The sequence below is a fragment of the Pseudoduganella sp. HUAS MS19 genome, from assembly GCF_053615455.1.
In genome coordinates, this window is the sequence record NZ_CM132133.1 from 2,110,945 (window position 1) to 2,137,369 (window position 26,425).

Here is a 26,425-nt window from a genome sequence, read left to right on the forward strand (position 1 = left end):
GCAACGATGACGGTAAACGATATTCCCCTGGTCTCCTTTTTTCAGCGCGTGCTCGATCCGCTGATCATCATGGGGATGCTGTACGCCACGTCGATGGTGTACGGGGAGCCCTTTACCGGTTATTCGCTGGTGCTGATGGTGCTGGCTTTCTTCATTTCGTCGGCGGTCTACCAGCACGTCGATCCTTACCGCACCTGGCGCAGCGGCCGCATTACCGCCTACGCGCGCGACATCTTCATGGGCTGGATCGTCACGGCCGTGATCCTGGTCTTCCTCGGCAATGTCAGCGGCCTGGCGTATCACTATGACGAAGCGGTGGTGTTGAGCTGGTTCCTGGCCACGCCCTTTGCGCTGCTCATGAGCCACCTGGCGGCACGCCATGTCGGCACCGACCCGGCCAAGGAGAGCGAGGTGCGCTCGGTGGTCATCGTCGGCGCCAACGAGGTGGGCACCAAGTTTGCCGCCACCGTGGAGCGCATGCCCAACCTGTTCCTCAGCGTACGCGGCTTCTTCGACGACCGCACGGCCGAGCGCCGCAAGTCCGGCCTGTCGCATCCTGTGCTCGGCAATATGGGCGACGTCGCCAGCTTTGTGCGCGACCACCATATCAAGATGATCTTCATCAGCCAGCCGATCTCGGCCCAGCCGCGCATCCGCAAGCTGCTCGATGAATTGCAGGACACCACGGCCTCGGTCTATTTCCTGCCCGATATCTATGTGTTCGACCTGATGCAGGCCCGTTTCGACAGCGTCGGCGGCATGCCGGTGGTGGCGATTTGCGAAACGCCGTTTGTCGGCTTCGACGGCATCGTCAAGCGCGCCAGTGACGTCCTCATTGGCAGCGCCATCCTGCTGGCGCTGGCGCCATTGATGCTGGTCATTGCCCTGGCAGTGTGGATCAGTTCGCCGGGGCCGGTGATTTTCCGCCAGCGCCGCTATGGCCTGTATGGCGAGGAAATCATCGTCTACAAATTCCGTTCGATGCGCGTGACCGAAGATGGCCCCGTGGTGCGGCAAGCCACGGCCCACGATGCGCGCATCACGAAAATCGGCGCCTTCCTGCGCCGCACTTCGCTGGATGAATTGCCGCAGTTTATCAACGTGCTGCAAGGATCAATGAGCATTGTCGGGCCGCGCCCGCATGCTGTTGCCCATAACGAACAATACCGCAAGCTAATCAAAGGCTATATGTTGCGCCACAAAGTCAAGCCGGGCATTACCGGCTGGGCCCAGGTCAACGGCCTGCGTGGCGAAACGGAGACCCTGGAAAAGATGGAAGCGCGTATCCGCTATGACCTGGACTACCTGCGCCACTGGTCGCTGTGGCTCGACCTGTGGATCATCTTGCGGACAGTCAAGGTGGTGCTGAACCGGCAAAACGCGTACTGAATCAATCGTGCGCGCTCGTCGCGCTATTAGAATGAGTTGCAACAGTCGAGGGAGGATATTTTGAAGCACATCAACCCGAACATGGCTTTGGCAGGCATGCTGGTTGTTCTCGTTTCCGCCTGCAGCAGCAAGGCGGAACAGAAACCCGGCCAAGCCTTAGCCAATGTCAACGGTGAAGAAATCACCGTGATGCAGTTGAACGACGAACTGTCGCGCAGCAACGCTCCAGCCACGCAACAGGAGGCCGCACGCAAGCAGGCGCTGGAAGCACTGATCGACCGCCAGCTGCTGATCGGCGAGGCGGCGAAAGAGAAAGTCGACCGCGACCCGCGTGTGGTGCAAGCGATCGAAAGGGCGCGCTCAGTGATCCTGGCGCAAGCCTATATGCAAAAACGCATCGGCACCCCAGCCAAGCCGACGGTGGCGGAGGTGGAAGCCTATTACAGCCAGAACCCGCAATTCTTCTCGCAGCGCAAGCATTTCGACATGCGCGAGATCATCCTGCCCACGCGCGAGGTGACCGATGAGCTGAAAGCGGTCATGGACCAGACCCGTTCGCTTGACGAGGTGGCGGCATGGCTTGACCAGCGCAAGGTCAAGTACCAGAAAGCCCAGCTGAGCCGCAGCGGTTCGGAACTGCCGCCCGAGCTGTCGGCCAAGCTGCTGGCGCTGGCCAAAGGCCAGCTCTTCATCGTGCGCGAAGGCGAGCGCAGCATGCTGGTCACCATCGCCGACATCCGCTCCTCCCCGGTGGAGCTGGATGCGGCACGGCCGCAGATCGAGCAATACCTGGTCGCCAGGAAAGGCAAGGAAGCGGCCGAGGAGGAAGTCAAGCGCCTGCGCGCCAGCGCCAAGATTGCCTATATCAACCAGCCCTCGCCGGTGGCCGACGCGGGCGCCCCGGCCACTGCCCTGGAGCGCGGCGTGGCTGGCCTGAAATAACACTGGATCGAGGAGCAATCATGAAACGACTATTGATGTGGATGGTGGCGATGGCCTTGGTACTGGGCGCGGGCTTCGCACAGGCCGCCGACCTGACGCTGGGCGCCGGCGACGTGATCAAGGCTTCCGTGTTCGGCAACCCGGACATGGCGACCGAAACCCGGGTCAGCGAATCGGGCAGGATCACCTTTCCCTTGCTGGGTGAAGTCAAGGTCAGCGGCATGACCGTGCAGCAGGCCGAGCGTGCGATCGGCGAACAGCTGGTCAAGAAGGGCTACCTGAAAAATGCCCAGGTCAGCATCATCGTGTCGCAGATCCAGAGCGCGCAAGTGTCGGTGCTGGGCATGGTGAACCGTCCCGGCCGCTATCCGCTCGATGGCGGAAAACGCGGCGTGATGGACATGCTGGCGCAGGCGGGCGGCTTCAATGCCGACGGCGGCGATACGGTGAGCGTGGTGCGTACCCGCGACGGCAAGACCAGCAAGACCGTAATCGACGTGGTCGACATGGTGCGCAATGGCGCGCTGGACAAGGAGATCGAGCTGGGCCCCAACGATGTGATCTATGCCGAACGTTCGCCGCGCTTCTACATCTATGGCGAGGTGCAGCGCCCGGGCGCGTTCCGGCTGGAGCGCGCCATGACCGTCAGCCAGGCGCTGGCGGTCGGCGGCGGCCTGACCCCGCGCGGCACGGAGAGCGGCATCAAGATCAAGCGCCGTAACGGCGATGGCTCGGAGCATGTGATCGCTGCCAAGAACGAGGACGTGGTGCAGACCGACGACGTCATCTTCATCAAGGAAAGCTGGTTCTAAGGAGGATGTAATGAATTTCGCCCAGTTCCTGCTGATCCTCCAGGCGCGCAAGAAGATCGTGCTGCTGACCCTGCTGGTCACGGTGGCCGCCACCCTCGTAGTCAGCCTGCTGCTGCCCAAGACCTATGAGGCGACCAGTTCGCTGGTGATGAATTACAAGGGCGTCGATCCGTTGACCGGCATGGCCTTGCCGGGCCAGCTGATGCCCGGCTATATGGCAACGCAGATCGACATCATCAGCAGCAAGAACGTCGCGCTGCGCGTGGTGGACCAGCTCAAGCTGGCCGACAGCCCGGCCGTCATCGCCCAGTTCAACGAATCGACCGGCGGCAAGGGGACGGTGCGCGACTGGCTGGCCGAGCTGCTGCAGAAGAAGCTGGATATCGTGCCGGCCAAGGAAAGCTCGGTGCTGAACGTGACCTTCAAGGCATCCGACCCGCAGTTCGCGGCGGCGGTGGCGAATGCCTTCGCCGACGAATACCAGAAGATCAATGTGCAGCTCAAGGTGGAACCGATGAAAAAGGCCACCAATTACTTCAATTCCCAGTTGAAGGTGCTGCGCGATAACCTGGAGGTGGCGCAGGCCAAGCTGTCCAAGTACCAGCAGGAGCATGGCATTGTCAGCGTCGACAACCGGCTGGACGTCGAATCGATGCGCCTGAACGACCTGTCGGCGCAGCTGGTGGCGGCGCAGTCGCAGGCCATGGAAGCGAGTTCGCGGCAGGCGGTGGCGCACGGTTCCGGCAGCGCCTCGCCGGACGTGACGGCCAGCCCGGTGGTGCAGAACCTGCGCGTCAACCTGGCGCAACAGGAATCCAAGCTGGCGGAAATGGGGCAGCGCCTGGGCCGCAACCATCCGCAGTACCAGAGCGCCGCCGCCGAAGTGTCGCGCCTGCGGGCCGGGCTCAATGAACAGACGGCCCTGGTCACTTCCTCCGTCAGCAACAATGCCAATGTGTTTGCCCAGCGCGAAGCGGCGCTGCGCACGGCGCTGGCGGAGCAAAAGACCAAGGTGCTGCAGCTGAATCGCCAGCGCGACGAGATGAATGTGCTGAACAAGGATGTCGAGAGCGCCCAGCGTGCCTTCGACAATGCCTCGCAGCGCTCTTCGCAAACCCGCATCGAGGGCGGCAACGACCAGTCCGACGTGTCGGTGCTGAACCCTGCCGTGGCGCCGATCGAGCCGGCTGGTCCGCGCGTGCTGCTGAACACCGTGCTGTCGCTGCTGCTGGGGGGGATGCTGGGCATCGGCATTGCCATGCTGTCCGAAATGTTCGATCGCCGCGTGCGGTCGGAAGCCGACCTGGCCGAGGTGGTGCACATTCCCGTGCTGGCCACGATCGACTGGAATCCGCCGCGCCAGCGCCGCTTCGGGCTGCCGCAGCTGCATGCGCCGCGCACGCTGCGCCTGAACTGAGGAGGAGCTGAATGAACAGCCCATTGCACTTCAATCCGGCGTCGCCGCATGGCGTAGGCGATGCGACCATCGGCGCCTTGCTGCAGGAGGCGGGCAAGCTGACGCCGGAAAATACCGATGCCGTGCTGCGCATGCAGGAAGAAACCGGCATCCGCTTCGGCGAGGCGGCGCAGGCGCTGGGCATGGTCAGCGCTGCCGATATCCAGCAGGTGCTGGCGCGGCAGTTCGACTATCCCTATGTCCCGGCAGGGGAGAATTACTTCTCCTCGCGCCTGGTGGCGGCCTACGATCCGTTCAGCCGGCAGGTGGAAAAGCTGCGTGCCGTACGCGGCCAGCTGATGCTGCGCTGGTTCGCGCGCGGCCACAAATCGCTGGCCATCGTCGGCGTCGAACCGGGTTCCGGCACCAGCCTGTTTGCCGCCAACCTGGCCGTGGTGTTTTCCCAGCTGGGCCAGAACACGCTGCTGGTTGACGCCAACCTGCGCCAGCCCTCGCAGCACGAGATCTTCAACCTGCAGGGCAAGACCGGGCTGTCCGACATGCTGGCCGGGCGCGCCAGCATGGCGGCGGTGACGCGCATCGACGCGTTCGAATCGCTGGCCGTGCTGGGGGCGGGCACGCTGCCGCCCAATCCGGCCGAACTGCTGGCGCGCAAGGACTTCACCGGCCTCAATGCCCAGCTCGAGGCGCTGCACGACGTGGTGCTGTACGACACCTCGGACGTACTCACTGCCCACGATTCGCTGCCGGTGATGGCGCGCGCCCATGGCGTGCTGCTGGTGGTGCACCGCAATGCCACGTCGCTGTACGACGTGGCGGCGCTCAGCGAACAGGTGCGCTATGCCGGCGCCGAAGTCGTAGGTTCCGTGCTGCTGGAGTTCTGACGTGGACCCGGGCCTGGCCATGCGCCCGCCAGCCGCGATGCGCGCCGCCCTGCGCGACGCGCTGCCGGACTGGCTGCCGGTGCTGCTCGGCATGCTGGTGCTGTACGTGCCCACCTTCTACCGCCTGTTCACCGGCTTGTGGGCAACGGAGGAACAGGCGCATGGGCCGATCATCCTGCTGCTCGCGCTATGGCTGATGTATCGCCAGTGGCCGGCCATGCTGGCGCGCACCGATGGCCAGCCTTCCAGCGTCGGCTGGCCCGTGCTGGGCGTGGGCCTGCTGGCCTATATTCTCGGCCGCTCGCAAGGCATCATCGCGTTCGAGATTGCTTCCTTCATCCTGCTGATGGCCGCGGTGCTGCTGCTCAAATGCGGCCGCGGCGCGCTGCGCGTGCAGTGGTTTGCCTTCTTCTTCATGGCCTTCATGGTGCCGTTGCCCGGCCCGCTGGTGGGCATGCTGACCATGCCGATGAAGATGGCGGTGTCCTGGGCTACCGAGCACCTGCTGTATGCGGCGGGCTATCCGATCGCGCGCAGCGGCGTGATCCTGCAGGTGGGACAGTACCAGTTGCTGGTGGCCGATGCCTGTGCCGGCCTGCAGACCCTGCTGACACTTGAAGCGCTCGGCTTGTTTTACCTGAACGTGGTGCGCCATTCCTCGGCTTTCCGCAACGTGGCGCTGGCCCTGCTGATCATCCCCATTTCGTTTACCGCCAACGTGATCCGCGTGATCACGCTGTCGCTGGTGACCTACTACCTCGGCGATGCGGCAGGGCAGGGCTTCCTGCACGGTTTTGCCGGCATGGTTCTGTTTATCACGGCGCTGCTGCTGATCATCGGCGTGGACGCCTTCCTGCAATGGTTTGTCAAGTGGCGCAATTCATGAAAAAGTCAATGATGGTGAGCGTGGTGCTGGGCGTGCTGATGGTGTGTTCCGCCGCCGTGACGCGGGCCCTGACGCCGACCGCACGCATGGCCGAAGCTGCCGGGCGTTTCAGCCTGGAGCAGATGGTGCCGCGCACTTTCGGCGAATGGCAGGTCGATACGCGGGTGATGCCGCTGCAGGTCGATCCTGCCACGCAGGCCAAGCTGGACAAGATATACAACCAGACCCTTGGCCGCACTTACGTCAACCGCAACGGCGAGCGCATCATGCTGTCGATCGCTTATGGCGGAGACCAGGGTGACAATATGGGGGTGCACAAGCCGGAGGTGTGCTATACCGCGCAAGGCTTCACCGTGCGCGACGGACAAAAAAGCAGCCTCGATACCGGGCTTGGCGTGGTGCCGGTCAAGCGCCTGTTTGCCGTCGCTGGCGCGCGCCAGGAGCCTATCACGTACTGGATCACGGTCGGACGCAAGGCGACCATGCCGGGCGTCGAGCAGCGTTTGCAGGAATTGCGCTACGGCCTGAGCGGCACGGTACCGGACGGGATGCTGGTACGGGTGTCGAGCATCAGCGGCGACGTCACCCCTGCCTACGCGCTGCATGACCAGTTCGTGCGCGCGCTGCTGGCGGCGCTCGATGCGCCGGCCCGCGAGCGCCTGGTCGGTGTATTTGGCGACTAGGGGGCGACGATGCGTTTGCCATTGTTCCATCGAGCGGCGCCCGCGTCGGCGGGCACCGGCGGGCGGCACCCTGCGCTGGCGCGCCCGAATCGCGGCCTGCCGCTGCTGCTGCTGTTGCCCTTCATGCTGCTTGCCGTGTTCGTCGGCATGGTGGGCGGGCTGGACTCGCCGCCGCTGATCGCAATTGTCGGTACTGCCGTCCTGTCGGTGCTGATGTTGTTCGTGCTGCCGCTGCACGGCATGTTCTGGTGCCTGTTCGTGCTGACCTTCCTGCTGCAAGGTTCGGCCGTCTATTTCCTGCAGTTGCGGCCGGCCGCCTGGCTTGCCTTCGGCCTGGCAATCCTGTTCTTCTGCCGCGCCCTGCTCGACCTGGTCGTGCACAAGCGCGAGCCGCAGCGCATGCGCAAGGGCGATGGCTCCACCGTTGAAATCGCCGCTGTGCTGTTCCTGGCGGCCTTTGTTATCAGCCTGCTGTTCAACCGCGTGCCCAAGACGCAGATCTTCTCGGCGGCGAAGGCCATGCTGCCGATGTTCTCGGTGCTGTTCGCCCTGTACTGGTTCCGCTGGAAAGAAAACCACCTGGAGACCAGCTGGCGCATGATGTTCTGGGTGGTGCTGATCCAGGTGCCGGTGGTGCTGTACCAGCACTTCTTCGTCGCCACGGCGACCACCTTCGATTCCATTGTGGGTACCTTCGGCGGCACGCCCGGCTTTGGCGGCAACAGCGCCATCATGGTGTTCTTCACGGTGGTGGCAATGGCGTATGCCGCCGCGCGCTGGAACGCCGGCCAGATGTCCGGCAAGGCGATGGGCGCTTTCCTGGCGGTCGGCTTCGCCATCATCCTGCTCGGGGAAGTGAAGGCGGCCTTCATCTGGCTGCCCCTGATGCTGGCCTGGGTCCTGCGGCGCCGTATCCTGCGCAGCATCGGTGCCTTTATCGGCTTTGCCGTGCTGGTCGCAGCCTTCGTCGGCACGACTTACACGGTGTACGAGACGCTGTACTGGGGCAAGCAAGTGCAGTCGGCCCAGAATATGGCGGAGAAGCTGGACCGCGGCGGCGGCTATTTTTTCGACCCCGACAACGTCAATTACCGCACCGGTGAAATCAGCCGCGCCGCCTCGCTGGCGCTGTGGGCGAATGACCCGCTGGCCACCGTGCCGCGGCGCCTGGTGGGCTATGGCCCGGGCGCCACCAAACCGTCCGGCCTGCTCGGTGCAGGGGAGGTCGCCAAGCGCTACCAGCCGCTGCATCTGGACGCGACCGCGCTGGCCATCCTGCTCTGGGATGTGGGCCTATTGGGCGCTCTCGCTTACGCCTCCATGCTACTGTTTTCACTGCTAGCTGCCTGGCGCTACGTGCGCCGAAAACAAGGTAGCGTGGCCCAGCTCGCGCTGGCCGATACCTGCGTCGCCGCCATGCTGCTGTTCCTGGTGATGCTGGTTTATAACCGCGCGCTGATGGATGAACCCACCGCCCAGCTGCTTTTGATGATGTGCATGGGGACGATCGTCCAGTTATGCCGTTTCGGCGCGTCCCAACGCTAGGGAATTGTGTCATTTCTGAGCGACATTGTTACAAAACTTTTGTCGCACAGAAACGAATTTGTGAAATACGTGATGTAGACTTTCCTTGTTGTGGCGGATCAAATCGTTGTTAACTTATTGATTCGCAAACGAAATTGTCTGGAGAGTATCACATGAAATTCGTTAAATATTCCCTGTTTCCCTATGCGGTGTTCGCCGCCCTGACCACGTTTGCCACCACCAGCCGCGCCGACTGGGCGATCTCCCCCAATATCGAAGCCGTGCGCCCGGCGCCGGACAAAATGCAATTGCAGCCACAAAACCCGCCCGGTTTTTCCTGGTCGCGTTATCCGATTGCCACGTCGTCCACCTGGTACCTGGTGATCATCCAGCCGCCCGGCACGGCATCGCCGGTCAAACGCGTGGTGCCGCGCAACTGGCTGTTGCCGACCCATGCCTTTCCCACCGCCGGCATCTATACCTGGAAAGTCGCGCCGTTCACCCGCACCCAGGCCATGAACGATGCCGATGCGGCGGCGCGCGCCAAGGCCAAGGCGGCCGGTTCCAATCTGGCGCAGATCGAAGCGGCCGCCGAGGCGGCCGTGGTGCCGCTGGCCGAAGCCGTGGCCAAGGACTGGTCGACCGTGCGCAGCTTTACCATCGACAGCAGCGCCATCAAGTTCGAGGTCTACGACAACGCGACCCTGCGCGACAATGTGCTGCGGCATGGCCGCTCGCGCATGCTGCCGCCGAATTTCCTGCCCTACCTGAAATGGCCGTCGTCGATGATCACCGAGCGCGGCGACCAGGTGCGGCGCCTGATCGAAACCGTGCAGTCGCGCATGGCCATGACGCCGGTCAAAGACACCGACTGGCCGCTGGTGAGCAGCGGCACCATGACCACAGCGCTGAGCAACCAGAACTCGGACATCCGCAACCGCATCAACCGCACCTCGCACCAGGTGGAAGCGGCCGCCTTGCTGTACCGCCTGAAGCAGGGCGAGGCCATTGCCAGCGCCTACCTGAATGAGGCGATCAAGCGCGGCGATGAGTTGGCCGCCCTGAGCCCGACCGGGCCGACCAGCTATGCCAACCAGGACCAGGCCACCCGCACCATTTCGCTGTCGCTGTCGAAGGCGCTCGATATGCTGTGGAATAACCTCGATGCCACCCGCAAGGCCACCTGGCAATCTTCCATTGCGCGCCGCACGACCGATATCTACAACGACCTGTCGGGCAGCAATGGCCGCATGGACCAGTACCCGTACGATGCCCACGGCGGCAATACCCTGGGCTTCCTGGCGCTGATTGCTGCGCTCAACCTGGGCGATGTGCCGGCGGCCCAGACCTGGTTCGACTTCGCAGTGCGCACCTATGTGCACCAGGTCTACACCTGGAGCGGCCCGGAAGGCGGCTATGCCAACGGCACCGCGTACGGCCAGGCGGCCGCCGATTTTTCGGTGCAGATCTGGGACCCGCTGAGCCAGGCGCTGGGGGTATCGATCTACCGCAAGCCATGGTCGGACGGCTTCCTGCGCTTCATGGCGCACTTTGTGCCGCCCGGCGCGCCGACCCACGTGTTTGGCGATGGCCACGAGGACGTGCCGAACACCTACCTGCTGAAAGCCTTTGCCTCGCGCTTCAATACGCCGGCCGCCAAGTGGTACTTCAGCAGCATGACCGGGGTGGAAGATCCGCTGACCCTGCTGCAGGCGCCATCGCCGCTGCCGGTCAACACCGTCGCCACCGCCGTGCCGCCGCCGAATGGGGCGTTCTATCCGAGCGTGGGCTGGGCCGCGATGCACAGCTCGCTGGCGGACATGAAGCGCACCTCGCTGTACTTCAAGTCCAGCCCCTACGGCTCGTACAACCACAGCCATGGCGACCAGAATTCGATCGTGCTCAACAGCGGCGGCAAGCGGCTGCTGATCGAGGCCGGCTATTACGACTGGTACGGTTCCCCGCTGTGGAGCAGCTGGTACCGCGCGACCAAGTCGCACAACGCGGTCACCTACGACAATGGCATTGGCCAGCGGATCGATGGCAATACAGTGAATCTGGGCCGCAACGGCAAGATCACCGGTTTCTCGACCACGGCGGCCATGGATTACGTGGAAGGCGATGCCACGCCGGCGTTCGAAGGTGCGCTGTCGCTGAACCGCCGCAAGGTGTGGTATTTCCGCAGCCAGGATGCGGCCGTGGTGATGGATACGCTGACCGCGCCGGTGGCCCATGCCTGGGAGTGGAATTTCCATGCGGCAGTGGCCATTACGCTCAATGCCGATGGGACGGCAACCATTGTCAATGGCGACCGCTCGCTGTGCCTGAGTTCGATCACGCCGGGGGCCACCCTGGTCAAGCGCAGCGGGCCGGCGCCGCGCACGGGCATCGAAGACCATGCGGCATTTACCCGTCCTGCCACGCTCAAGGGCGAATTCGTGGTGCTGCTCGATGTCGGCTGCAAGAAGCCGGCAGTCAAGCTGACCACCGGCACCACCAGCCGCGTGCTGACCGTGGGCAGCCAGACCATCACGCTGCCGCTGCCTTGAGCCGCCCGGGGGACTGAGCCATGCTATGACAGCACCATACTCGGGCCCCCAAACGCGGCGCAATATCGCCGCCTTCCTGGTAGGCAAGGTGCCTACCGCCGTGCTGACAGCCTGCGTGCTCGGGCTGTCGGCACGCGTCCTGCCGGCTGCCGAGTTCGGCCACTACGTGGTCGGCATGGCGCTGGTGGAACTGGTCCTCGGCCTGTCGAGTTTTGGCCTCGACTGGGTCCTGTTGCGCTTCCTGCCCGAATACCGCTTGCGCGGCAGCCGCCAGGCGCTGGCCCGCCTGGTCGCCGCCGTTGCCGCCTGCCGCATGCTGGTGCTGGGGGGCGTGGCGGGCGGCCTGCTGTGGGCCCGCGGCATGGGCTGGCTGCCGGCCAGCTTCCCGCCTGAGCTGGCCGGCGTGCTGGCGATCCTGCTGGTGGTGGAGGGCGTGATGCGCATCCTGCGCGACAACACGCTGGAAGCGCTGGCCCTGCAAACCCGCATGCAGATCGTCACCGTGCTGCGCGGCACCGTCATGGCCGGCGCCCTGTTGGCAATGGGCAGCGGCACGGCGCGCGAGCTGCTGCTGGCGGAACTGGCGGCAAGCGCCGGTGCGCTGCTGCTGGCCGGCGGTTTTTTTGTCCATGCCGTGCGCCGGCTGCCGGCGCAGGCCAGGGAAGGCTGGCAGCCGCCTGCCAGGGCGCACATGCGGGCGGTGGCCTTGCACAACTACGCCAGCGGCATTGTCGAATACCTGTACTCGCCGTCCTGCCTGATCCTGCTGCTTGCGCGCAGCCAGGCGCCGGAAGCCATGGCGGGGCTGGGATTCGTCCTGCGTTTGACCGATATCATCCGCAACTACATGCCCGGCATGGTCATCTTCTCGGTAGTGCGTTCGCGCATGATCGGCGCCTACGCCGGCAATCGCGACTACGGCGAATTGCAGCGCTGGGCGCATTTCGTGTTCAAGGTCAGCGCGCTGAGTTTGCTGCCGGTGCTGGCAGTGGCGGCGGTGTATGGCGACTTGGTGCTGCAGCTGGCCAGCGGCGGTCGTTTTGGCGAATACCGCCTGCTGTTTGCCGTGCTGTGCGGCTGGCTGGCGCTGCGCCTGCATCGCCTGATCCTCAACGTGGTGTGCAATGCGGTTGGCCTGATGGGCATGTGGGCGCTGGCGTCGCTGTGTTCCCTGCTGGTGCTGCCGTTGCTGGCCTGGCTGGGATCGGCGGCGCTGGGTTTGTGGCTGGTGCCGGCCGCCTTGCTGGGCAACGAGCTGATCGTCAACGGGCTGGTCGTGGCGGGCATGCGGCGGCGCGGCTTCGCATGGCCGCTGGGGCTGCGCTGGTGGATGCGCGCCCTGCTGGCAACAGGTGCGGCGGCCTGTGCCGCGTGGCTATTGCCGGGGCAGGGCGTGCTGGCTGCCGGCGCCGGGGCACTGCTGCTGTGCGCCGTTTTTGCGCTAGCGCTGTTATTGTCGGGTGCAATTGATGAGAAAGATCGACAGCTCATCAATCGGGTGCTGGGACGCCAACTACTGCGCGAGGCCGAATGAAAGTGCTTGCCATCTATCCGGGATTGAATCCTGCTTTCGACGAAGTGGCGTATGTCTTGCCGCCGCTGGTGGCGAAAGGCGTGGCGGTGCAGGTGGTGACGTCGCGCGTCTCGGCGCTCAAGAGTTCCGAGCCCGGCGCTGCGTATGAGAATTTCCAGGGCGTGCCGATCCACCGCATCTTTCCCAGCTTGCGCGCGCTGTCGCATGAAGCGGGAAGATACCTGCCGCAAGTGCGCGAGATCGCCGATGCCTTCCAGCCCGATGTATTGCTGGTGAACTCCTTCCATACCTTGCCGCTGTTGGAGTTGTTGCGTCCACTGTACCCGGTGCCGGTATTGCTGCGGGTTGAATCCGCCGATCCGGTGCAATTGCTGCGGCGGCGCTATTACGGCGGCGTGCCGGCCATCGGCCGCGTTGCCGGGCGCATGCGCTGGTGGCAGGTGTGCGGCCAGGTCGATGCGCTCATGAGCAACGATCCGGCCGACCTGCCGCAACTGGCGACGCTGGGCCTGCGCGGGCGGCGCGCCTATTACGCTGCGCATTGCGCGCAGCGGCCGGCGGACTGGCGGCCGGCGCGTGAACGGCGGCAGGGCGAGATGATCTATGTCGGCTCGCTGATCCGCCACAAGAACTGCGAACGCTGGCTGGAGACGGTGCCGGCGATCCTCGCGCACACGCCGGTGGAACGCTTCGTGGTGATCGGCCGCGGTCCTTATGCGCACATCGTGAAAAAGCTGCAGGAACAGCTGGGCGACCGCGTCGAGCATGTGGAAGGCGTGACGCGCATCGAGGCCTTGCAGCGCCTGTCGTCCGCCTGGTTCGCTTACACCGAAAGCCATTCCGGCTGGGGCTTCCTGTGCGATTCGTGGTCGACGCGCACGCCGGTCCTGTGCCCGCAATCGACTTTCAGCATCGTGCCCGGCTGGACCGGCATGATGCCGCAGGATGTGCCGGCCATGCTGGCGACCATCAACCGCCTGTACGACGACGCCGAGTATTACAGCACGCTGCAGGACGGCGGCGCCTTGCGCTACGCCTCCGAACACACGGCCGATGTGGTGAGCCGCCAGTACCTGCAGATCCTGCGCGAAGTGGTGGCGGAGGGCAGGCGGCCATGATCCATGTGCTTCTGCCGCAAGCGAGCAGCTATCGCGACATCACCGAATACCTTCGCGCGCGCGGCGCGCGCGTGACGATCGTGGGATCCGGTACGCCGGGCATGAGCGGCAAGCTCGCCATCGTGCTGTCCATGTTCTCGCCCAAGCTGCTGCGCTGCTTCGGCTTATGGAGCAAGGCGGACCGCTTGCTGGTTGTGGGCTGGCAGGCCTTGCCGGTGCTGGCGCTGGTCAAGGCCCGCTTGCTGCCACGGCCGCAACGCCTGCTCGTCATGAGCTGCTTCGTCCATGGCAAGCGGGCGCGCCGCCTTGCCGACCGCGTGCTGCGCGCGCTGCGCGTGCCGGGCCTGGGCTTCATCGCTTTCTCGCCGGGCGAGGTGCGCAACCTGGTGGAGAATGTCGGCATGGCGCCGCAAGACGTGCATTGCCATTTATGGCGGCAGGAGCTCGGTGGCCGCGCCTCGCAACAGGATGACGACGGCAGCATTTTCGCCGGCGGTTTTTCCAACCGCGACTACAACCTGCTGCTGGAAGCTGCCGAACCGCTGCCGGCACCGCTGGTGATCGTCGCTTCGCAGCGCAACCAGATCCGCCAGCCGGGGCGAAGCAGCACGCGCATCTTGCGCGACTTGCCGGAGGAGGAATTCGAAGGCCTGCTGGCGCGCAGCAGCGTCGTGGCGATGCCTTTGCGTGGCCTTGGCGAAGCGTGCGGGCAAAGCGTCCTGCTGCGCGTGCTGCGGCATGGAAAACCCCTGGTGGCAACCCGCCACGAAGCGATCGAAGCCTATCTTGGCGAGGACTATCCGGGCTTCGTCCCGCACGATGACGTGCAGGCGATGCGTCAGGCGTTGGCGTGTGCGCTGGAACAGCCGGCGCGGCGCGAGGAGCTTGCGCAGCGCGTGCGGCTGGCAGCGGGAAAGCTGGCAGGGCGCGGCGAACCGGGCGCTGAAATCGAGCAGTTCTTGCTAGGATGAAGCATGGCTCGCCCAGTACGCATCTTGCAGCTGGTGCCGGAACCGTTGCCGACCTTTCGCGCCGACGTGGCGACCCTGTTTGGAAAATACCTGCCGCGCCACGGTGTGCAATGCCATCTGGTCGGCAAGGGCAGCGCGGCGCCGGCCGATACCCAGGGCTTCGCCTCTTCACGGCGGGCACGCGTTGGTGCGCGCTGGAAATCCGAATTGTCATTTCTCTGGCTCTGTCTGCGCGCCTTGCTGGGCGCTAACCGCCGCAGCCACGATGCAGTGCAGGTGCGCGACATGGTCAGCATCGGCTTGCTGGCCTTGGCGCTGGCACGCCTGAAGGGATTGCCGATGGTGTACTGGCTGTCTTACCTGATGAGCGAAGGGCGCATCGAACGCGCGCAGGATGAGCTGGCGCGCTTGCCGGCCCGGCGCCGCCTGCGCCGCCTGCGGGCGCGCCTGGTCCTGGCCAAAGGGCTGGCCGAACGCTGGCTGCTGTACCGCGTCCTGCTGCCGCGTGCCGACCACGTGTTCGTGCAAAGCGAGGCGATGGCGCGGCTGGTGGCGCAGCATGGCGTGCCGGCAGGACGCATCAGTGCCGTGCCGATGGGCGTCGACATGGAAGCGGTGGCGCGCCACGGCGCGCAGCCGGCGGCATGCTCCTGGCAAGGATGGGAAGGGCGGCCAGTGGTCGCCTATCTCGGCACGCTGGACCGCGCGCGCTGCCTGGAGCGGGTGCTCGACGCGCTGGTGCTGGTGCGGCGCGAGCTGCCGGCGGCGTGCCTGCTGCTGATCGGAAGTTCGCCGCGGCAGGATGACGTGCCGCTGTTGCTGGCCGCTGCGCGCGAGCGGGGGCTGGACGGCGCCGTGCAGGTGACGGGATGGCTGCCGCCGGCGCAGGCCTGGCAATACCTGCTCGGCGCGCAAGCTGCCATATCGTATGTGCCGCGCGGTGCGCTGTATGACGTCAGCTCGCCGACCAAGTTGCTGGAGTATCTGGCGCTGGGCATGCCGTGCGTGGGCAACGATATACCCGACCAGGAAGCGGTGCTGGCCGCGAGCGGTGCGGGCTGGCTGGCCGACAGCACGCCGCAGGCCATGGCGGAAGCCTTGCTGGCCATCTTGCGCGACCCGCAAGCGGCGCGGGCGCGCGCGGCGGCCGGTCCGGCATACATTGAGGCGGCGCGCAGTTACCGCGTGCTGGGCGAGGCGGTGGCGCAACGCTATCAGAACCTGGTGGGAGGCGATCATGCTGGCCGAATTGCGTAAGGAATTCCTGTACGGCGGCCGCGCCCTGGTGCGCGACAATGCCTTGAGCCAGCGCCTGGTGCAGCGCTTGCGGCGGCATGAGCTGATGGACGATTATGCGCTGAAGGTATTGGGCGACCGGCTGCTGCACCGCAGCTTGCAGGCGGCCATCGACAGGCTGCCGTATTACGCACACCTGACGCGGGACTTTTCGCCGGTCGAAGCGCGGCATGCCCTGCGTGAACTATTCCCGATTGTCGACAAGGCGACCTTGCTGGAGCATCCCCAGGCGCTGTATCCGAACGGTGGCGCCAGGCGCCCGTGGCAGGCCCTGGGCAAGACCAGCGGCACCACGGGCACGCCGCTGGTGATCATTCGCAGCTTGCAATCGGTGCAGATGGAACAGGCCTTCATCAAGCGCCACTGGAGCTGGGCCGGCTACGCCGACGGCATGCCGCGCGCGACGCTGCGCGGCGACATGGTGACGGGGCTGGACCAGCAACGCCCCCCGTTCTGGTTCGAGAACCGCTACAACAGGCAGCTGTTGCTATCGTCGCGCCACCTGACCGACCAGTGCGCCGGCCCCATCATCGACAAGCTGCGCGACTACGCTCCGGTGATGATGCAGGCCTACCCGTCCACCGCCTATACGCTGGCGCAGCAGCTCGAGCGGCGCGGCATGAGCCTGTCCGTGCCCCACCTGTTTACCGCGTCCGAGCCCCTGTATCCGCACCAGCAGGAGCTGATTCGCCAGCGCCTGGCCGGGAAGATCATGGACATGTACGGCATGGCCGAGCGCGTTGCCTTTGCGACGCAGTGCGAGTACGGCTCCATGCATATCAATCCGGACTATTCGCATGTCGAAATCCTCGACGAGCATGGCGAACCGACCGACGGCTATGGCCATGTGGTCGGCACCACCTTGCACAACCTGGCGATGCCACTGGTGCGCTACCGCCTGAGCGACCGTACGCGCTGGAAGCATGGCCATTGCCTGTGCGGGCGGCCGTTCCCGATGATCGAGCCGGTGACCGGCAAGCTGGAGGACCGCATCACGGGCGGCGATGGTTCCGAGATCAGTCCTTCCGTGCTGACCTTTGCCTTCAAGGGCGTGGAAAACGTGCGCAAGTCGCAGGTGGCGCAGACCGGGCCCGGCACGTGGGAATTGCGGCTGGTGCCGGACGTGCGCTTCTCGCAAGCGGACCAGGACCAGCTGCTGCACAACATCCGGCACCTGGTCGACGCGACCGTGCAGGTGAAGGTGGTGTTGCGCGACGAGCTGCCGAATACGGCGGCCGGAAAGTTCCGCTGGGTGGTCAACGAATGGCAGGATGGGCGGCGCGCATGAAGACCATCGTGATGCTGGGAACCGGGATGGACACCATGGGCGGCATCGCTTCCGTGGTCAGGGTGTACGAACAGGCGGGCATGCTGCAGCGTTTTGGCGTGCGCTACCTGGCCACGCATTGCGATGGCAGCAGATGGCGCAAGCTGCGCGTGATGCTCGCTGCCTACGCGGCATTTGCTGCGATGCTGCTACGCGGGCGGATCGGGCTGGTGCACGTGCACCTCGCTTCGCGCGCCAGCTTCTGGCGCAAATCGGGGTTTTTCCTGCTGGCCTTTGCGGCGCGCGTACCCGCCATCCTGCACCTGCACGGGGCTGAATTTTCAGTGTTTTACGAGAAGGAGTGCGGCCCGCGGCGCAAGCGCTTCGTGCGCTTCATTTTCGACCGCAGCACGCGGGTGGTGGTGCTGTCGGAGGCCTGGCGCCGCTGGGTGGAAGGTATCTCACGCAATTCGCACATCGAAGCGATCTACAACCCGGTGCTGTTGCCGGCGGCCAGTTCGTGGGAGGGGCGGCGGCGCGGCGCCGTGCTGTCGCTGGGAAGGTTGGGGCGGCGCAAGGGGAGTTATGACTTGCTGCAGGCGGCAGCGCGCGTGGCGCCGCTGGTGTCGGCGCTGGAGTTGCGGCTGGGCGGGGATGGCGAGCTCGATGCGGTGCGCGAGCGCGCAGCGCAACTGGGCATTGCCAGCCAGCTCAACCTGCTCGGCTGGGTCGGCGCCGAAGGGCGCCAGCAACAGCTGGCATTGGCATCGCTGTATGCGCTGCCGTCCTATCACGAAGGCTTGCCGATGAGCGTGCTGGAGGCAATGGCTGCCGGGCTGCCGGTACTGGCGACGCCGGTGGGCGGGATACCGGAGGCGGTGGCCGATGGCGTCGAGGGCTTCCTCGTTGCGCCCGGCGATGTCGATGCGCTGGCGGCGCGGCTGGCGCAATTGCTGGAAGACGACGCGCTGGCGCAGCGCATGGGGGAGGCAGCGCGGCGCAAGGTGGAGACCACCTTCAGCAGCGATGCCGTGTTGCCGCAAGTCGAGCGGCTGTATCGCGAACTGGGATTCCCGCCGCAATGACTGCACTTGCCTGGAAAATCAATCGCCTCAAGCTGATGGGGCCTGCCGAAGTTGTCTGGCGCGTGCACCAGCTTGCGCGCCGCAAAGCGGCCGCGCTGGGACTGGGGCTGGCGAGCTACCCGCCCGTGCCGGCACTGGATCGCTTCGGGGCCGCCTTTGTGACCGTGCCGGCAAACGTCGACGCGGCGGCGCTCTGCATGGCTGCCGATGCGCTGCTGGCCGGGCGCTGGAACGTGTTTGCCCTGCAGGGCGCGCCGCTGGGTTTCCCGCCGCAGTGGAATCGCGACCCGCGCACCGGCACTGCCGCGCCTATGGCACCCGGGCCATCGATCGATTACCGCGATGCGTCGCTGGTGGGCGATATCAAGTACCTGTGGGAGCCTGCCCGCCACCTGGAGCTGGTGACGCTGGCCCAGGCCTGGCGCTGCACCGGCGAGCGCAGATACCGGGACGGCGCGCGCACGCTGCTCATTTCCTGGCTCGATCAATGTCCCTACCCGCAAGGCGTGCACTGGGCCAGCTCGCTGGAGCTTGGCGTGCGGCTGCTGAACTGGGCCGTTGCCTGGCAACTGCTGGAAGGCAAGCTGGACGACGATTGGCGCCACCGCTGGCTCAACGCGGTGTACAAGCATTGCCATTTCATCAGCCATCATTTTTCGCGCCACTCGTCGGCCAACAACCACCTGCTTGGCGAGTGCATGGGCTTGTACATCGCCAGCTTGCAGTGGCCCTGCTGGCCGGAGAGTGTGCGCTGGCGGGCCATGGCCGAACGCGGAATGGCCGAGCAGGGCTTGCGGCAGAACTGGGCGGATGGCGTCAACAAGGAACAGGCCATCTACTACCACCACGAGGTGATGGACATGATGGTGCTGTGCCAGCTGGCGGCGCAAGCCAACGGCAGCAGCTTCCCGCCTGAATGGCTGGACCGGCTCGAACGCATGGCGGAATTCCTGGCAGCCATGATGGACGTGGGCGGCAATGTGCCGATGACCGGCGATGCCGACGATGCCCGCATGCTGCGCCTCGATGCCTCGGCGGCACCACCGTACCGCTCCCTGCTTGCCGGCGCCGCCTTGCTGTTCGAACGCCCCGACTTCAAGGCGAAGGCGGGCGCGCTCGATGACCGCAACCGCTGGCTGTTCGCGCACGCCGATGCGCGCTGGGCGGACTTGCCCCTGCCCGCGGCCGATGCATGCGAGACGCCACGCCTGGCTTTCCCGCAAGGCGGGTACTATCTTCTGGGAAGCAATTTCGGCACGCCGCGTGAAGTCAGGATCGTGGTCGATTGCGGCCCCCTGGGTTATCTGTCGCTGGCGGCGCACGGCCATGCCGACGCGCTGGCGTTCACGCTCTCGATGGGCGGACAGGAGCTGCTGATAGACCCTGGCACGTATGCCTACCATACGCACCGGCAGTGGCGCGACTACTTCCGCAGCACGGCCGCGCATAACACGGTGCAAATTGATGGGTTGGACCAGTCCGAGATCGGCGGCAACTTCATGTGGCTGCACAAGGCCAATGCAGTCGTGTTGTCGCATGATGCGCCTCATTTCTTTGAGGGAAAACAAGACGGCTATCTGCGCTTGCGCGATCCTGTCATGCATCGGCGCATCATTCGTTTCGATTCCAAACGGAACGCGGTAAATGTTGAAGATATCCTAGAATGTTCTGGCGAGCACGAGGTAGCCCTGCACTGGCATTTTGCGGAAGGCTGCCATGCCGAAATGGTTGGGCAAACTTTGCATATCGCCAGGCGCGATAAGGGATTGCACATGTCATGCCATTTCGGGAGGGGGCCGCAACTCCATTGCGCCAGCACGGCGCCGATCGCGGGATGGATCTCGCGCAGCTTTGACAGCAAAGCCGGCATCACGACAGCAGCGTGGCGCGGAACGATACGCGGCACCAGCACGATCGTGACCGAAATTACCTTACTTGAAGGAGCGTCATCGTGAAGATCAGTATCTTTGGCATGGGCTACGTAGGTGCAGTTTCGGCGGGCTGCCTGGCGGCAGAAGGCCATACGGTGATTGGGGTCGATCCGAACCGCACCAAGGTTGGACTGATCAACGAGGGGCGCACGCCGATTATCGAAAAGGATATCGGCGAGATGATTGCCGGGGCGGTGCGCGATGGCCGCCTGCGCGCCACCGACAATGTGCGCGATGCGGTAATGGCGAGCGAGATTTCGCTGGTCTGCGTAGGCACGCCTTCTCAACTGAACGGCAACCTTGACCTGAGCGCGGTGCGCAAGGTGTGCGAACAGATTGGCCACGCCTTGCGCGAGAAGGAGAGCTTCCACGTGGTGGTGGCTCGCAGCACGATGCTGCCTGGCTCGATGCGTTCGCTGGTCATTCCGGCGCTGGAGGAGGCATCGGGAAAGCGCGCGGGCATCGATTTCGGCGTGTGCAGCAATCCCGAATTCCTGCGCGAAGGAACGGCCGTGCACGACTATCACCATCCGCCGAAGACGGTGATCGGCGAGACGGACGAACGTTCCGGAGAACTGCTGCTGCAGCTGTACGCGGGGATGGATGCGCCGGTGGTGCGCACCGATGTCGAAACGGCGGAGATGGTGAAGTACACCGACAACACCTGGCACGCGCTGAAAGTCGATTTCGCCAACGAGATCGGCAACATCTGCAAGGCGGTCGGCATTGACGGCCACGAGGTGATGGAGATCTTCTGCAAGGACACCAAACTCAACCTCTCGCCTTACTACATGAAGCCAGGCTTCGCCTTTGGCGGCTCCTGCCTGCCGAAAGACGTGCGCGCGCTGATCTACAAGGCGCGCCAGCTTGACCTGGAACTGCCGCTGCTGAATGCCATCCTCCCGTCCAACCACAAGCAGGTGGAAAAGGGTTTGAAGATGGTGATGGAGAAGCCGGGCAAGAAGGTCGGCATTCTCGGCTTTTCCTTCAAGGCCGGAACCGACGACTTGCGCGAGTCGCCGCTGGTGGACGTGATCGAACACCTGATCGGCAAGGGCTATGACCTGCGCCTGTACGACAAGAATGTGAAGCTGGCGGCGCTGACTGGCGCCAACCAGGACTACATCATGAATATCATTCCCCATATCTCGCGGCTGATGGTCGACTCCATGGATGCGGTGCTGGCCTTTGCCGACACGGTGGTGATCGGCAATGGCGCACCGGAATTCCAGGCCGTGCCCGACCGGCTGCGGCCCGGACAGCACCTGGTGGACCTGGTGCGTGTCTCCGCCAAGCAGAGCGAAGGGGCTTACGATGGCATCTGCTGGTAATCGGGCTGAGCAGCGCCGTGTCCTCATCATCGTTGAAAACCTGCCGTCGCCATTCGACCGGCGCGTCTGGCAGGAGGCGACGACCCTGCGCGCCAATGGCTACCAGGTGGCGATCATCTGCCCCACCGGCAAGGGCTGCGAAGCGCGCTATGAGGAACTCGATGGCATCCACATCTACCGCTACAAGCTGCCGATGGAGGCGGAAGGGGCGCTGGGCTACGCCATCGAGTATTCGGCAGCGTTATTCCATAGTTCGCGCCTGGCGTGGAAGGTGCTGTTGCGCCATGGCTTCGATGTCATCCACGCCTGCAACCCGCCGGACCTGCTGTTCCTGGTGGGCGGCTTCTTCAAGTTCGTGCTGGGCAAGCGCTTCCTGTTCGACCATCACGACATCAATCCGGAACTCTACGAAGCCAAGTTCGGCCGGCGCGACTTCTTCTACAAGCTGATGGTGTGGCTGGAGCGGCTATCGTTCCGTACCGCCGACGTGTCGATCGCCACCAACGATTCGTATAAGCGCATCGCCATCGGACGCGGCGGCATGGACCCCGACAAAGTGTATGTGGTGCGCAGCGGGCCGAAGCTGGACCGGCTGCGCGTGCTGCCACCGGTGGCCGCGCTGAAGCAGGGCAGGCGCTTCCTGGTCGGCTATGTCGGCGTGATGGGAGCGCAGGAAGGCATTGACCTGCTGCTGCAAAGCGTGCGCGTCGTGGTGCACGAGATGGGGCGGCGCGACGTGCATTTCGGCCTGGTGGGCGGCGGCACTTCGCTCGACGAGATGAAGGCGCTGGCGCGCGAACTGGGCGTGGCGGAGTACGTGACCTTCACCGGCCGGGTGCCGGACCAGGAATTGCTGGAAATGCTGAACACGGCCGATGTGTGCGTCAATCCTGACGTGGCAAACGAAATGAACGACAAGTCCACCATGAACAAGATCATGGAGTACATGGCGCTGGGCAAGCCTATCGTCCAGTTCGACCTTACCGAAGGCCGCGTATCGGCGCAGGAAGCCTCGCTGTACGCGGCCAGGAACGATCCTGTCGACATGGCCGTAAAAATTGTGGAACTGCTGGACGATCCGGAGCGGCGCGCCCGTATGGGTACTTATGGTCGCAACCGCGTGGTCAATGAACTCGAGTGGGAGTATGAGGCGCCCAAGCTGCTGGCAGCCTATGAACGCCTGTACTCCGCGCCCGAGCTGATACTAGAAAAGGACAACCCATGAAAGCGATGATTCTGGCGGCCGGCAAGGGCACGCGGGTGCGCCCTTTGACCTATGAACTGCCCAAGCCGATGATCCCTATCCTCGGCAAACCTGTAATGGCCTATCTGGTTGAACACTTGCAGCGGCATGGCGTCAGCGAGATCATGGTCAATGTCAGCTACCTGCACGAGAAGATCGAGGAGTATTTCGGGGAAGGCCACCAGTTCGGCGTGCAGATCGGCTATTCCTTTGAAGGCTATACCAACGACCAGGGCGAGGTAGTGCCGCAGCCAATCGGTTCTGCCGGCGGCATCAAGAAGATCCAAGAGTTCGGCGGATTCTTCGACGAGACCGTGGCGGTGCTGTGCGGCGATGCGCTGATCGACCTCGACCTGAAATCGGCCTTGTACGAGCACCGGCGCAAAGGCGCGCTGGCAACCGTCATCACGCGCGAAGTGCCATGGGATAAGGTGAGCAGCTATGGCGTGGTGGTCAGCGACGACGATGGCCGGGTGCTCGAGTTCCAGGAGAAGCCTTCACGCGCCGAGGCCAAGTCGAATTGCGCCAGCACCGGCATCTACCTGTTCGAACCTGAGGTGATCGATCTGATTCCGTCCGGCCAGGAATTCGATATCGGCTCCGAGCTGTTCCCCTTGCTGGCGCAGCGTGGCCTGCCGTTCTACTGCCAGACGCGCAAGTTCGACTGGATCGATATCGGCAGCGTGAAAGACTACTGGGAGGTGCTGCAGGGAGTGCTGACCGGCGGCGTGGCCCATATGACCGTGCCGGGTGTACAGGTGGAGGAGGGGGTGTGGGTTGGCCTGAATACCAGCATCGACTGGAACGGCACGCGCATTATCGGTCCGGTGTATGTCGGCTCCGGTTGCCGCATCGAGGCCGGCGCCACGATCATCGGGCCGACGTGGATTGGCCACGGCAGCCACATTCGCAGCGGCGCCAGGGTAGTGCGCAGCGTGTTGTTCGAATATACTCGAGTCTTACCGGACGTTACGCTCGACGAATTAATCGTGTTCAAAGAGTATAGTGTCGACCGCGCTGGCGAAATGCGGCATATTTCGCAGGCTGAAGGCGGAGGATGGGCCAATGCGCGGGATCGCCGCGCGACCCGGCGTGCCGCGAATAGTGTTGCCAAAGAGACAACTTTAATATGAAAATTTATCCCGTCATCCTGTCCGGCGGCGCCGGTACCCGGCTGTGGCCCCTGTCGCGCGCAGCCTTGCCGAAGCAGTTGCTGCCGCTGGTCTCGGACAAGACGATGTTGCAGGAAACCGTGCAGCGCCTGGCTGGCCGCAACGGCATGATGGCGCCGTTGATCGTGTGCGGCAATGAACACCGTTTCCTGGTTGCGGAACAGATGCGGGAAAGCGGCGCCAGCCCGCTTGGCATCCTGCTCGAACCGGTGGGCCGCAATACGGCGCCGGCGGTGGCCGCCGCCGCCCATTACCTGCAGGCGATCGATCCCCAGGCGGTGATGCTGGTGCTGCCGGCAGACCATGTGATCAAGGACGTGGACGCCTTCTACGCTGCGATACAGCGCGCTGCCACCCAGGTCGAGGGCGGCGCCCTGGCCACTTTCGGCATCGTGCCGACCGCGCCGGAAACCGGCTATGGCTATATCCAGAGCGGCGAGCCATTGCAGGCCGAAGGCTGCTTCAAGGTGGCCAGGTTCGTCGAGAAGCCAGACCGCGAAGCGGCGCAGGGCTTCCTCGATGCCGGCAACTTCTTCTGGAACAGCGGCATGTTCCTGTTCCGCGCGGACGCCTACCTGAAAGAGCTGGCGCAATTCCAGCCCGACATGGCCAGGCTCAGTGAAGAGGCGGTCAGCAAAGGCTATCGCGACCTGGATTTTTGCCGCCTGGATGAAGCGGCGTTTACGGCCTGCCCATCCGATTCCATCGATTACGCGGTGATGGAGCACACCCGGCAGGCCGTCGTGGCGCCGGCCGCGATCGGCTGGAACGACGTCGGTTCCTGGTCGGCGCTGGTGGACGTGCTGCAGGCCGACGGCGAAGGCAATGTGACGCGCGGCGACGTGTACACCGACAATGCGCGCAATTGCCTGGTGCGCGCCGAAGGACGCATCGTGGCGGCAATCGGCGTGCAGGACCTGGTGATCGTGGAAACTTCCGACGCAGTGCTGGTAGCGCACAAGGACCATGTGCAGCGCGTGAAGCAGGTGGTGGACCACCTGAAGGCCAATGGCCGCACCGAGCACCTGCACCATACCAAGGTGTACCGCCCGTGGGGCTCCTACGAAGGCATCGACATGGGCGACCGCTTCCAGGTCAAGCGCATCATCGTCAACCCGGGCGGCAAGCTGTCGCTGCAAATGCACCACCATCGCGCCGAGCACTGGGTGGTGGTATCGGGCACGGCGCGCGTGACCTGCGGCGACAAGGTGACCTTGTTGACTGAAAACGAGTCGACCTATATCCCGATCGGCATGAGCCACCGCCTGGAAAATCCGGGCAAGCTGCCGCTGCACCTGATCGAAGTGCAGTCGGGCAGCTACCTCGGCGAGGACGACATCGTTCGCTTCGAGGATGTCTACCATCGCGGCTAAACGCTGCGTCCTGGCCGCGCTTCTGCTGTTCGCAGCCGGCGCGCGCGCCCAGCTCCAGCCGGCCCAGCTTGGGCTGGTCGTCAACGATGCCGATCCCGCCAGTGTGGCGCTGGGTGCTTACTACGCCCGCTTGCGTGGCATTGCGCCGGCGCGCATTGCCCATGTCAGCATTGCCGGCAAGCCGCACCGGCTCGATGCCGATGCTTTCGTGCGCCTGAAGAACGAGATCGACGGCCAGCTGCCGGCGCAAACGCGCGCCGTGCTGTTTGCCTGGACCGCACCTTACGCGGTCGCATGCAATAGCCTGACGTCGGCCTACACGCTGGGTTTCGATGCCGCGCAATGCGAACGCAGTTGTGCTCCCGGCCGCAAGAATCCTTATTTCAACGCCAGGGTGCTGCCGCCCGGCTTGCGCCTGTCGATGCTGCTGCCGGCCGAGCCGCTGGACGTGGCGCGTGCGGTGGCCGAACGCGGCAAGGCTGCCGGCTTCAGCCTGCCGCAGGCCGGCGCCTACTTCCTGCAGACCAGTGACGCCACGCGCAATACCCGGGCGCGTTTTTTCCCGCCCAGCGGTGCCATCCCGGCGCGCAAGCTGACCATCCACACGCTGCGCCAGGATGCGCTGGAGGGCGCGCAGGACGTGATGTTCTACCAGACCGGCGTCGCGCAGGTCGGCAAGCTGGAGACGTTGCGCTTCCTGCCCGGCGCGCTGGCCGACCACCTGACGTCCTACGGCGGGGACTTGCTGGGCAGCGGGCAGATGAGCAGCTTGCGCTGGCTGGAGGCGGGCGCCACTGCCAGCTATGGCACGGTCAGTGAGCCTTGCAACCACTGGCAGAAGTTTCCCCATCCCCAGATCCTGTTGCAGCATTACCTCAATGGCGCCACTGCCATTGAAGCGTATTGGCGCAGCGTGGCATGGCCGGCCCAGGGCTTGTTCATAGGAGAACCGCTGGCGCGGCCATACCCGCGTTAGTCCGTTCGGACTAATCGTGTGTCACCAAATAGTCATATCAAA

General features: G+C 64.6%; 21 protein-coding genes. All 21 read left to right on the forward strand.

Annotated features, from left to right (window positions below; genetic code table 11):
* The first annotated feature begins 6 nt into the window (after positions 1-6).
* The 21 genes from ACWBU6_RS09680 (at position 7) to ACWBU6_RS09780 (ending at position 26,383) form a co-directional block, all read left to right on the forward strand.
* Positions 7-1,389, forward strand: a complete 1,383-nt coding sequence (locus ACWBU6_RS09680) for an undecaprenyl-phosphate glucose phosphotransferase (RefSeq protein WP_452648587.1) — start codon at positions 7-9, stop codon at positions 1,387-1,389.
* Between the two features lie 60 nt (positions 1,390-1,449).
* Entirely contained in the window at positions 1,450-2,331 is an 882-nt protein-coding gene (locus tag ACWBU6_RS09685; RefSeq protein ID WP_452648588.1) for an EpsD family peptidyl-prolyl cis-trans isomerase, read from the forward strand.
* Positions 2,332-2,351: 20 nt separating this feature from the next.
* Complete coding sequence (gene epsE, locus ACWBU6_RS09690) at positions 2,352-3,143, forward strand: polysaccharide export protein EpsE (protein ID WP_452648589.1); 792 nt, start codon at positions 2,352-2,354, stop codon at positions 3,141-3,143.
* Positions 3,144-3,153: 10 nt separating this feature from the next.
* Positions 3,154-4,560, forward strand: a complete 1,407-nt coding sequence (gene epsF, locus ACWBU6_RS09695) for a chain length determinant protein EpsF (RefSeq protein WP_452648590.1) — start codon at positions 3,154-3,156, stop codon at positions 4,558-4,560.
* An 11-nt stretch (positions 4,561-4,571) separates the two neighbouring features.
* Positions 4,572-5,444: a chain length determinant protein tyrosine kinase EpsG gene (gene epsG / locus ACWBU6_RS09700; RefSeq protein WP_452648591.1), complete on the forward strand. Its 873-nt coding sequence runs from the start codon at positions 4,572-4,574 to the stop codon at positions 5,442-5,444.
* Position 5,445: 1 nt separating this feature from the next.
* The gene (gene xrtB, locus ACWBU6_RS09705) at positions 5,446-6,330 is read left to right on the forward strand and encodes an exosortase B (RefSeq protein WP_452648592.1); all 885 of its coding nucleotides are present in this window, start codon (positions 5,446-5,448) and stop codon (positions 6,328-6,330) included.
* Positions 6,327-7,013: an exosortase-associated protein EpsI, B-type gene (gene epsI, locus ACWBU6_RS09710; protein WP_452648593.1), complete on the forward strand. Its 687-nt coding sequence runs from the start codon at positions 6,327-6,329 to the stop codon at positions 7,011-7,013. Before xrtB ends, epsI begins: the two co-directional genes overlap by 4 nt.
* Positions 7,014-7,022: 9 nt before the next feature.
* A complete protein-coding gene (locus ACWBU6_RS09715; RefSeq protein WP_452648594.1) occupies positions 7,023-8,558 on the forward strand; it encodes a hypothetical protein in 1,536 nt (511 codons plus the stop codon).
* A gap of 152 nt (positions 8,559-8,710) precedes the next feature.
* Positions 8,711-11,086, forward strand: a complete 2,376-nt coding sequence (locus ACWBU6_RS09720; RefSeq protein WP_452648595.1) for a heparinase II/III domain-containing protein — start codon at positions 8,711-8,713, stop codon at positions 11,084-11,086.
* A 25-nt stretch (positions 11,087-11,111) separates the two neighbouring features.
* Positions 11,112-12,620, forward strand: coding sequence for a lipopolysaccharide biosynthesis protein (locus ACWBU6_RS09725; protein ID WP_452648596.1), 1,509 nt, complete (start codon positions 11,112-11,114; stop codon positions 12,618-12,620).
* On the forward strand, positions 12,617-13,738 hold the full coding sequence (locus ACWBU6_RS09730; protein WP_452648597.1) for a glycosyltransferase: 1,122 nt from the start codon (positions 12,617-12,619) through the stop codon (positions 13,736-13,738). Before ACWBU6_RS09725 ends, ACWBU6_RS09730 begins: the two co-directional genes overlap by 4 nt.
* Positions 13,735-14,709: a glycosyltransferase gene (locus tag ACWBU6_RS09735; RefSeq protein ID WP_452648598.1), complete on the forward strand. Its 975-nt coding sequence runs from the start codon at positions 13,735-13,737 to the stop codon at positions 14,707-14,709. The genes ACWBU6_RS09730 and ACWBU6_RS09735 overlap by 4 nt, the downstream gene beginning before the upstream one ends.
* A gap of 3 nt (positions 14,710-14,712) precedes the next feature.
* Positions 14,713-15,966: a glycosyltransferase gene (locus tag ACWBU6_RS09740; protein WP_452648599.1), complete on the forward strand. Its 1,254-nt coding sequence runs from the start codon at positions 14,713-14,715 to the stop codon at positions 15,964-15,966.
* Positions 15,947-17,293 carry a phenylacetate--CoA ligase family protein gene (locus ACWBU6_RS09745; protein WP_452648600.1) on the forward strand — a complete coding sequence of 449 codons (1,347 nt, stop codon included), beginning with the start codon at positions 15,947-15,949 and terminating at the stop codon, positions 17,291-17,293. The genes ACWBU6_RS09740 and ACWBU6_RS09745 overlap by 20 nt, the downstream gene beginning before the upstream one ends.
* On the forward strand, positions 17,290-18,357 hold the full coding sequence (locus ACWBU6_RS09750) for a glycosyltransferase family 4 protein (RefSeq protein ID WP_452648601.1): 1,068 nt from the start codon (positions 17,290-17,292) through the stop codon (positions 18,355-18,357). The genes ACWBU6_RS09745 and ACWBU6_RS09750 overlap by 4 nt, the downstream gene beginning before the upstream one ends.
* Complete coding sequence (locus ACWBU6_RS09755; protein ID WP_452648602.1) at positions 18,354-20,312, forward strand: alginate lyase family protein; 1,959 nt, start codon at positions 18,354-18,356, stop codon at positions 20,310-20,312. Before ACWBU6_RS09750 ends, ACWBU6_RS09755 begins: the two co-directional genes overlap by 4 nt.
* On the forward strand, positions 20,309-21,619 hold the full coding sequence (locus ACWBU6_RS09760; protein WP_452648603.1) for a nucleotide sugar dehydrogenase: 1,311 nt from the start codon (positions 20,309-20,311) through the stop codon (positions 21,617-21,619). The genes ACWBU6_RS09755 and ACWBU6_RS09760 overlap by 4 nt, the downstream gene beginning before the upstream one ends.
* A complete protein-coding gene (locus ACWBU6_RS09765; protein ID WP_452648604.1) occupies positions 21,603-22,844 on the forward strand; it encodes a glycosyltransferase family 4 protein in 1,242 nt (413 codons plus the stop codon). Before ACWBU6_RS09760 ends, ACWBU6_RS09765 begins: the two co-directional genes overlap by 17 nt.
* Positions 22,841-23,995 carry a sugar phosphate nucleotidyltransferase gene (locus ACWBU6_RS09770; RefSeq protein ID WP_452648605.1) on the forward strand — a complete coding sequence of 385 codons (1,155 nt, stop codon included), beginning with the start codon at positions 22,841-22,843 and terminating at the stop codon, positions 23,993-23,995. The genes ACWBU6_RS09765 and ACWBU6_RS09770 overlap by 4 nt, the downstream gene beginning before the upstream one ends.
* On the forward strand, positions 23,992-25,407 hold the full coding sequence (locus tag ACWBU6_RS09775; protein WP_452648606.1) for a mannose-1-phosphate guanylyltransferase/mannose-6-phosphate isomerase: 1,416 nt from the start codon (positions 23,992-23,994) through the stop codon (positions 25,405-25,407). The genes ACWBU6_RS09770 and ACWBU6_RS09775 overlap by 4 nt, the downstream gene beginning before the upstream one ends.
* Positions 25,388-26,383 carry a TIGR03790 family protein gene (locus tag ACWBU6_RS09780; RefSeq protein WP_452648607.1) on the forward strand — a complete coding sequence of 332 codons (996 nt, stop codon included), beginning with the start codon at positions 25,388-25,390 and terminating at the stop codon, positions 26,381-26,383. The genes ACWBU6_RS09775 and ACWBU6_RS09780 overlap by 20 nt, the downstream gene beginning before the upstream one ends.
* Positions 26,384-26,425 lie beyond the last annotated feature (42 nt).

Coding starts and splice junctions, on each gene's coding strand:
- ACWBU6_RS09755 (WP_452648602.1), top strand. CDS start 18,354: ATGACTGCACTTGCCTGGAAAATCAATCGCCTCAAGCTGATGGGGCCT.
- ACWBU6_RS09725 (WP_452648596.1), top strand. CDS start 11,112: ATGACAGCACCATACTCGGGCCCCCAAACGCGGCGCAATATCGCCGCC.
- ACWBU6_RS09765 (WP_452648604.1), top strand. CDS start 21,603: ATGGCATCTGCTGGTAATCGGGCTGAGCAGCGCCGTGTCCTCATCATC.
- ACWBU6_RS09720 (WP_452648595.1), top strand. CDS start 8,711: ATGAAATTCGTTAAATATTCCCTGTTTCCCTATGCGGTGTTCGCCGCC.
- ACWBU6_RS09735 (WP_452648598.1), top strand. CDS start 13,735: ATGATCCATGTGCTTCTGCCGCAAGCGAGCAGCTATCGCGACATCACC.
- epsE (WP_452648589.1), top strand. CDS start 2,352: ATGAAACGACTATTGATGTGGATGGTGGCGATGGCCTTGGTACTGGGC.
- ACWBU6_RS09775 (WP_452648606.1), top strand. CDS start 23,992: ATGAAAATTTATCCCGTCATCCTGTCCGGCGGCGCCGGTACCCGGCTG.
- ACWBU6_RS09750 (WP_452648601.1), top strand. CDS start 17,290: ATGAAGACCATCGTGATGCTGGGAACCGGGATGGACACCATGGGCGGC.
- epsG (WP_452648591.1), top strand. CDS start 4,572: ATGAACAGCCCATTGCACTTCAATCCGGCGTCGCCGCATGGCGTAGGC.
- ACWBU6_RS09680 (WP_452648587.1), top strand. CDS start 7: ATGACGGTAAACGATATTCCCCTGGTCTCCTTTTTTCAGCGCGTGCTC.
- ACWBU6_RS09715 (WP_452648594.1), top strand. CDS start 7,023: ATGCGTTTGCCATTGTTCCATCGAGCGGCGCCCGCGTCGGCGGGCACC.
- epsF (WP_452648590.1), top strand. CDS start 3,154: ATGAATTTCGCCCAGTTCCTGCTGATCCTCCAGGCGCGCAAGAAGATC.
- epsI (WP_452648593.1), top strand. CDS start 6,327: ATGAAAAAGTCAATGATGGTGAGCGTGGTGCTGGGCGTGCTGATGGTG.
- ACWBU6_RS09740 (WP_452648599.1), top strand. CDS start 14,713: ATGGCTCGCCCAGTACGCATCTTGCAGCTGGTGCCGGAACCGTTGCCG.
- ACWBU6_RS09770 (WP_452648605.1), top strand. CDS start 22,841: ATGAAAGCGATGATTCTGGCGGCCGGCAAGGGCACGCGGGTGCGCCCT.
- ACWBU6_RS09745 (WP_452648600.1), top strand. CDS start 15,947: ATGCTGGCCGAATTGCGTAAGGAATTCCTGTACGGCGGCCGCGCCCTG.
- ACWBU6_RS09730 (WP_452648597.1), top strand. CDS start 12,617: ATGAAAGTGCTTGCCATCTATCCGGGATTGAATCCTGCTTTCGACGAA.
- ACWBU6_RS09780 (WP_452648607.1), top strand. CDS start 25,388: ATGTCTACCATCGCGGCTAAACGCTGCGTCCTGGCCGCGCTTCTGCTG.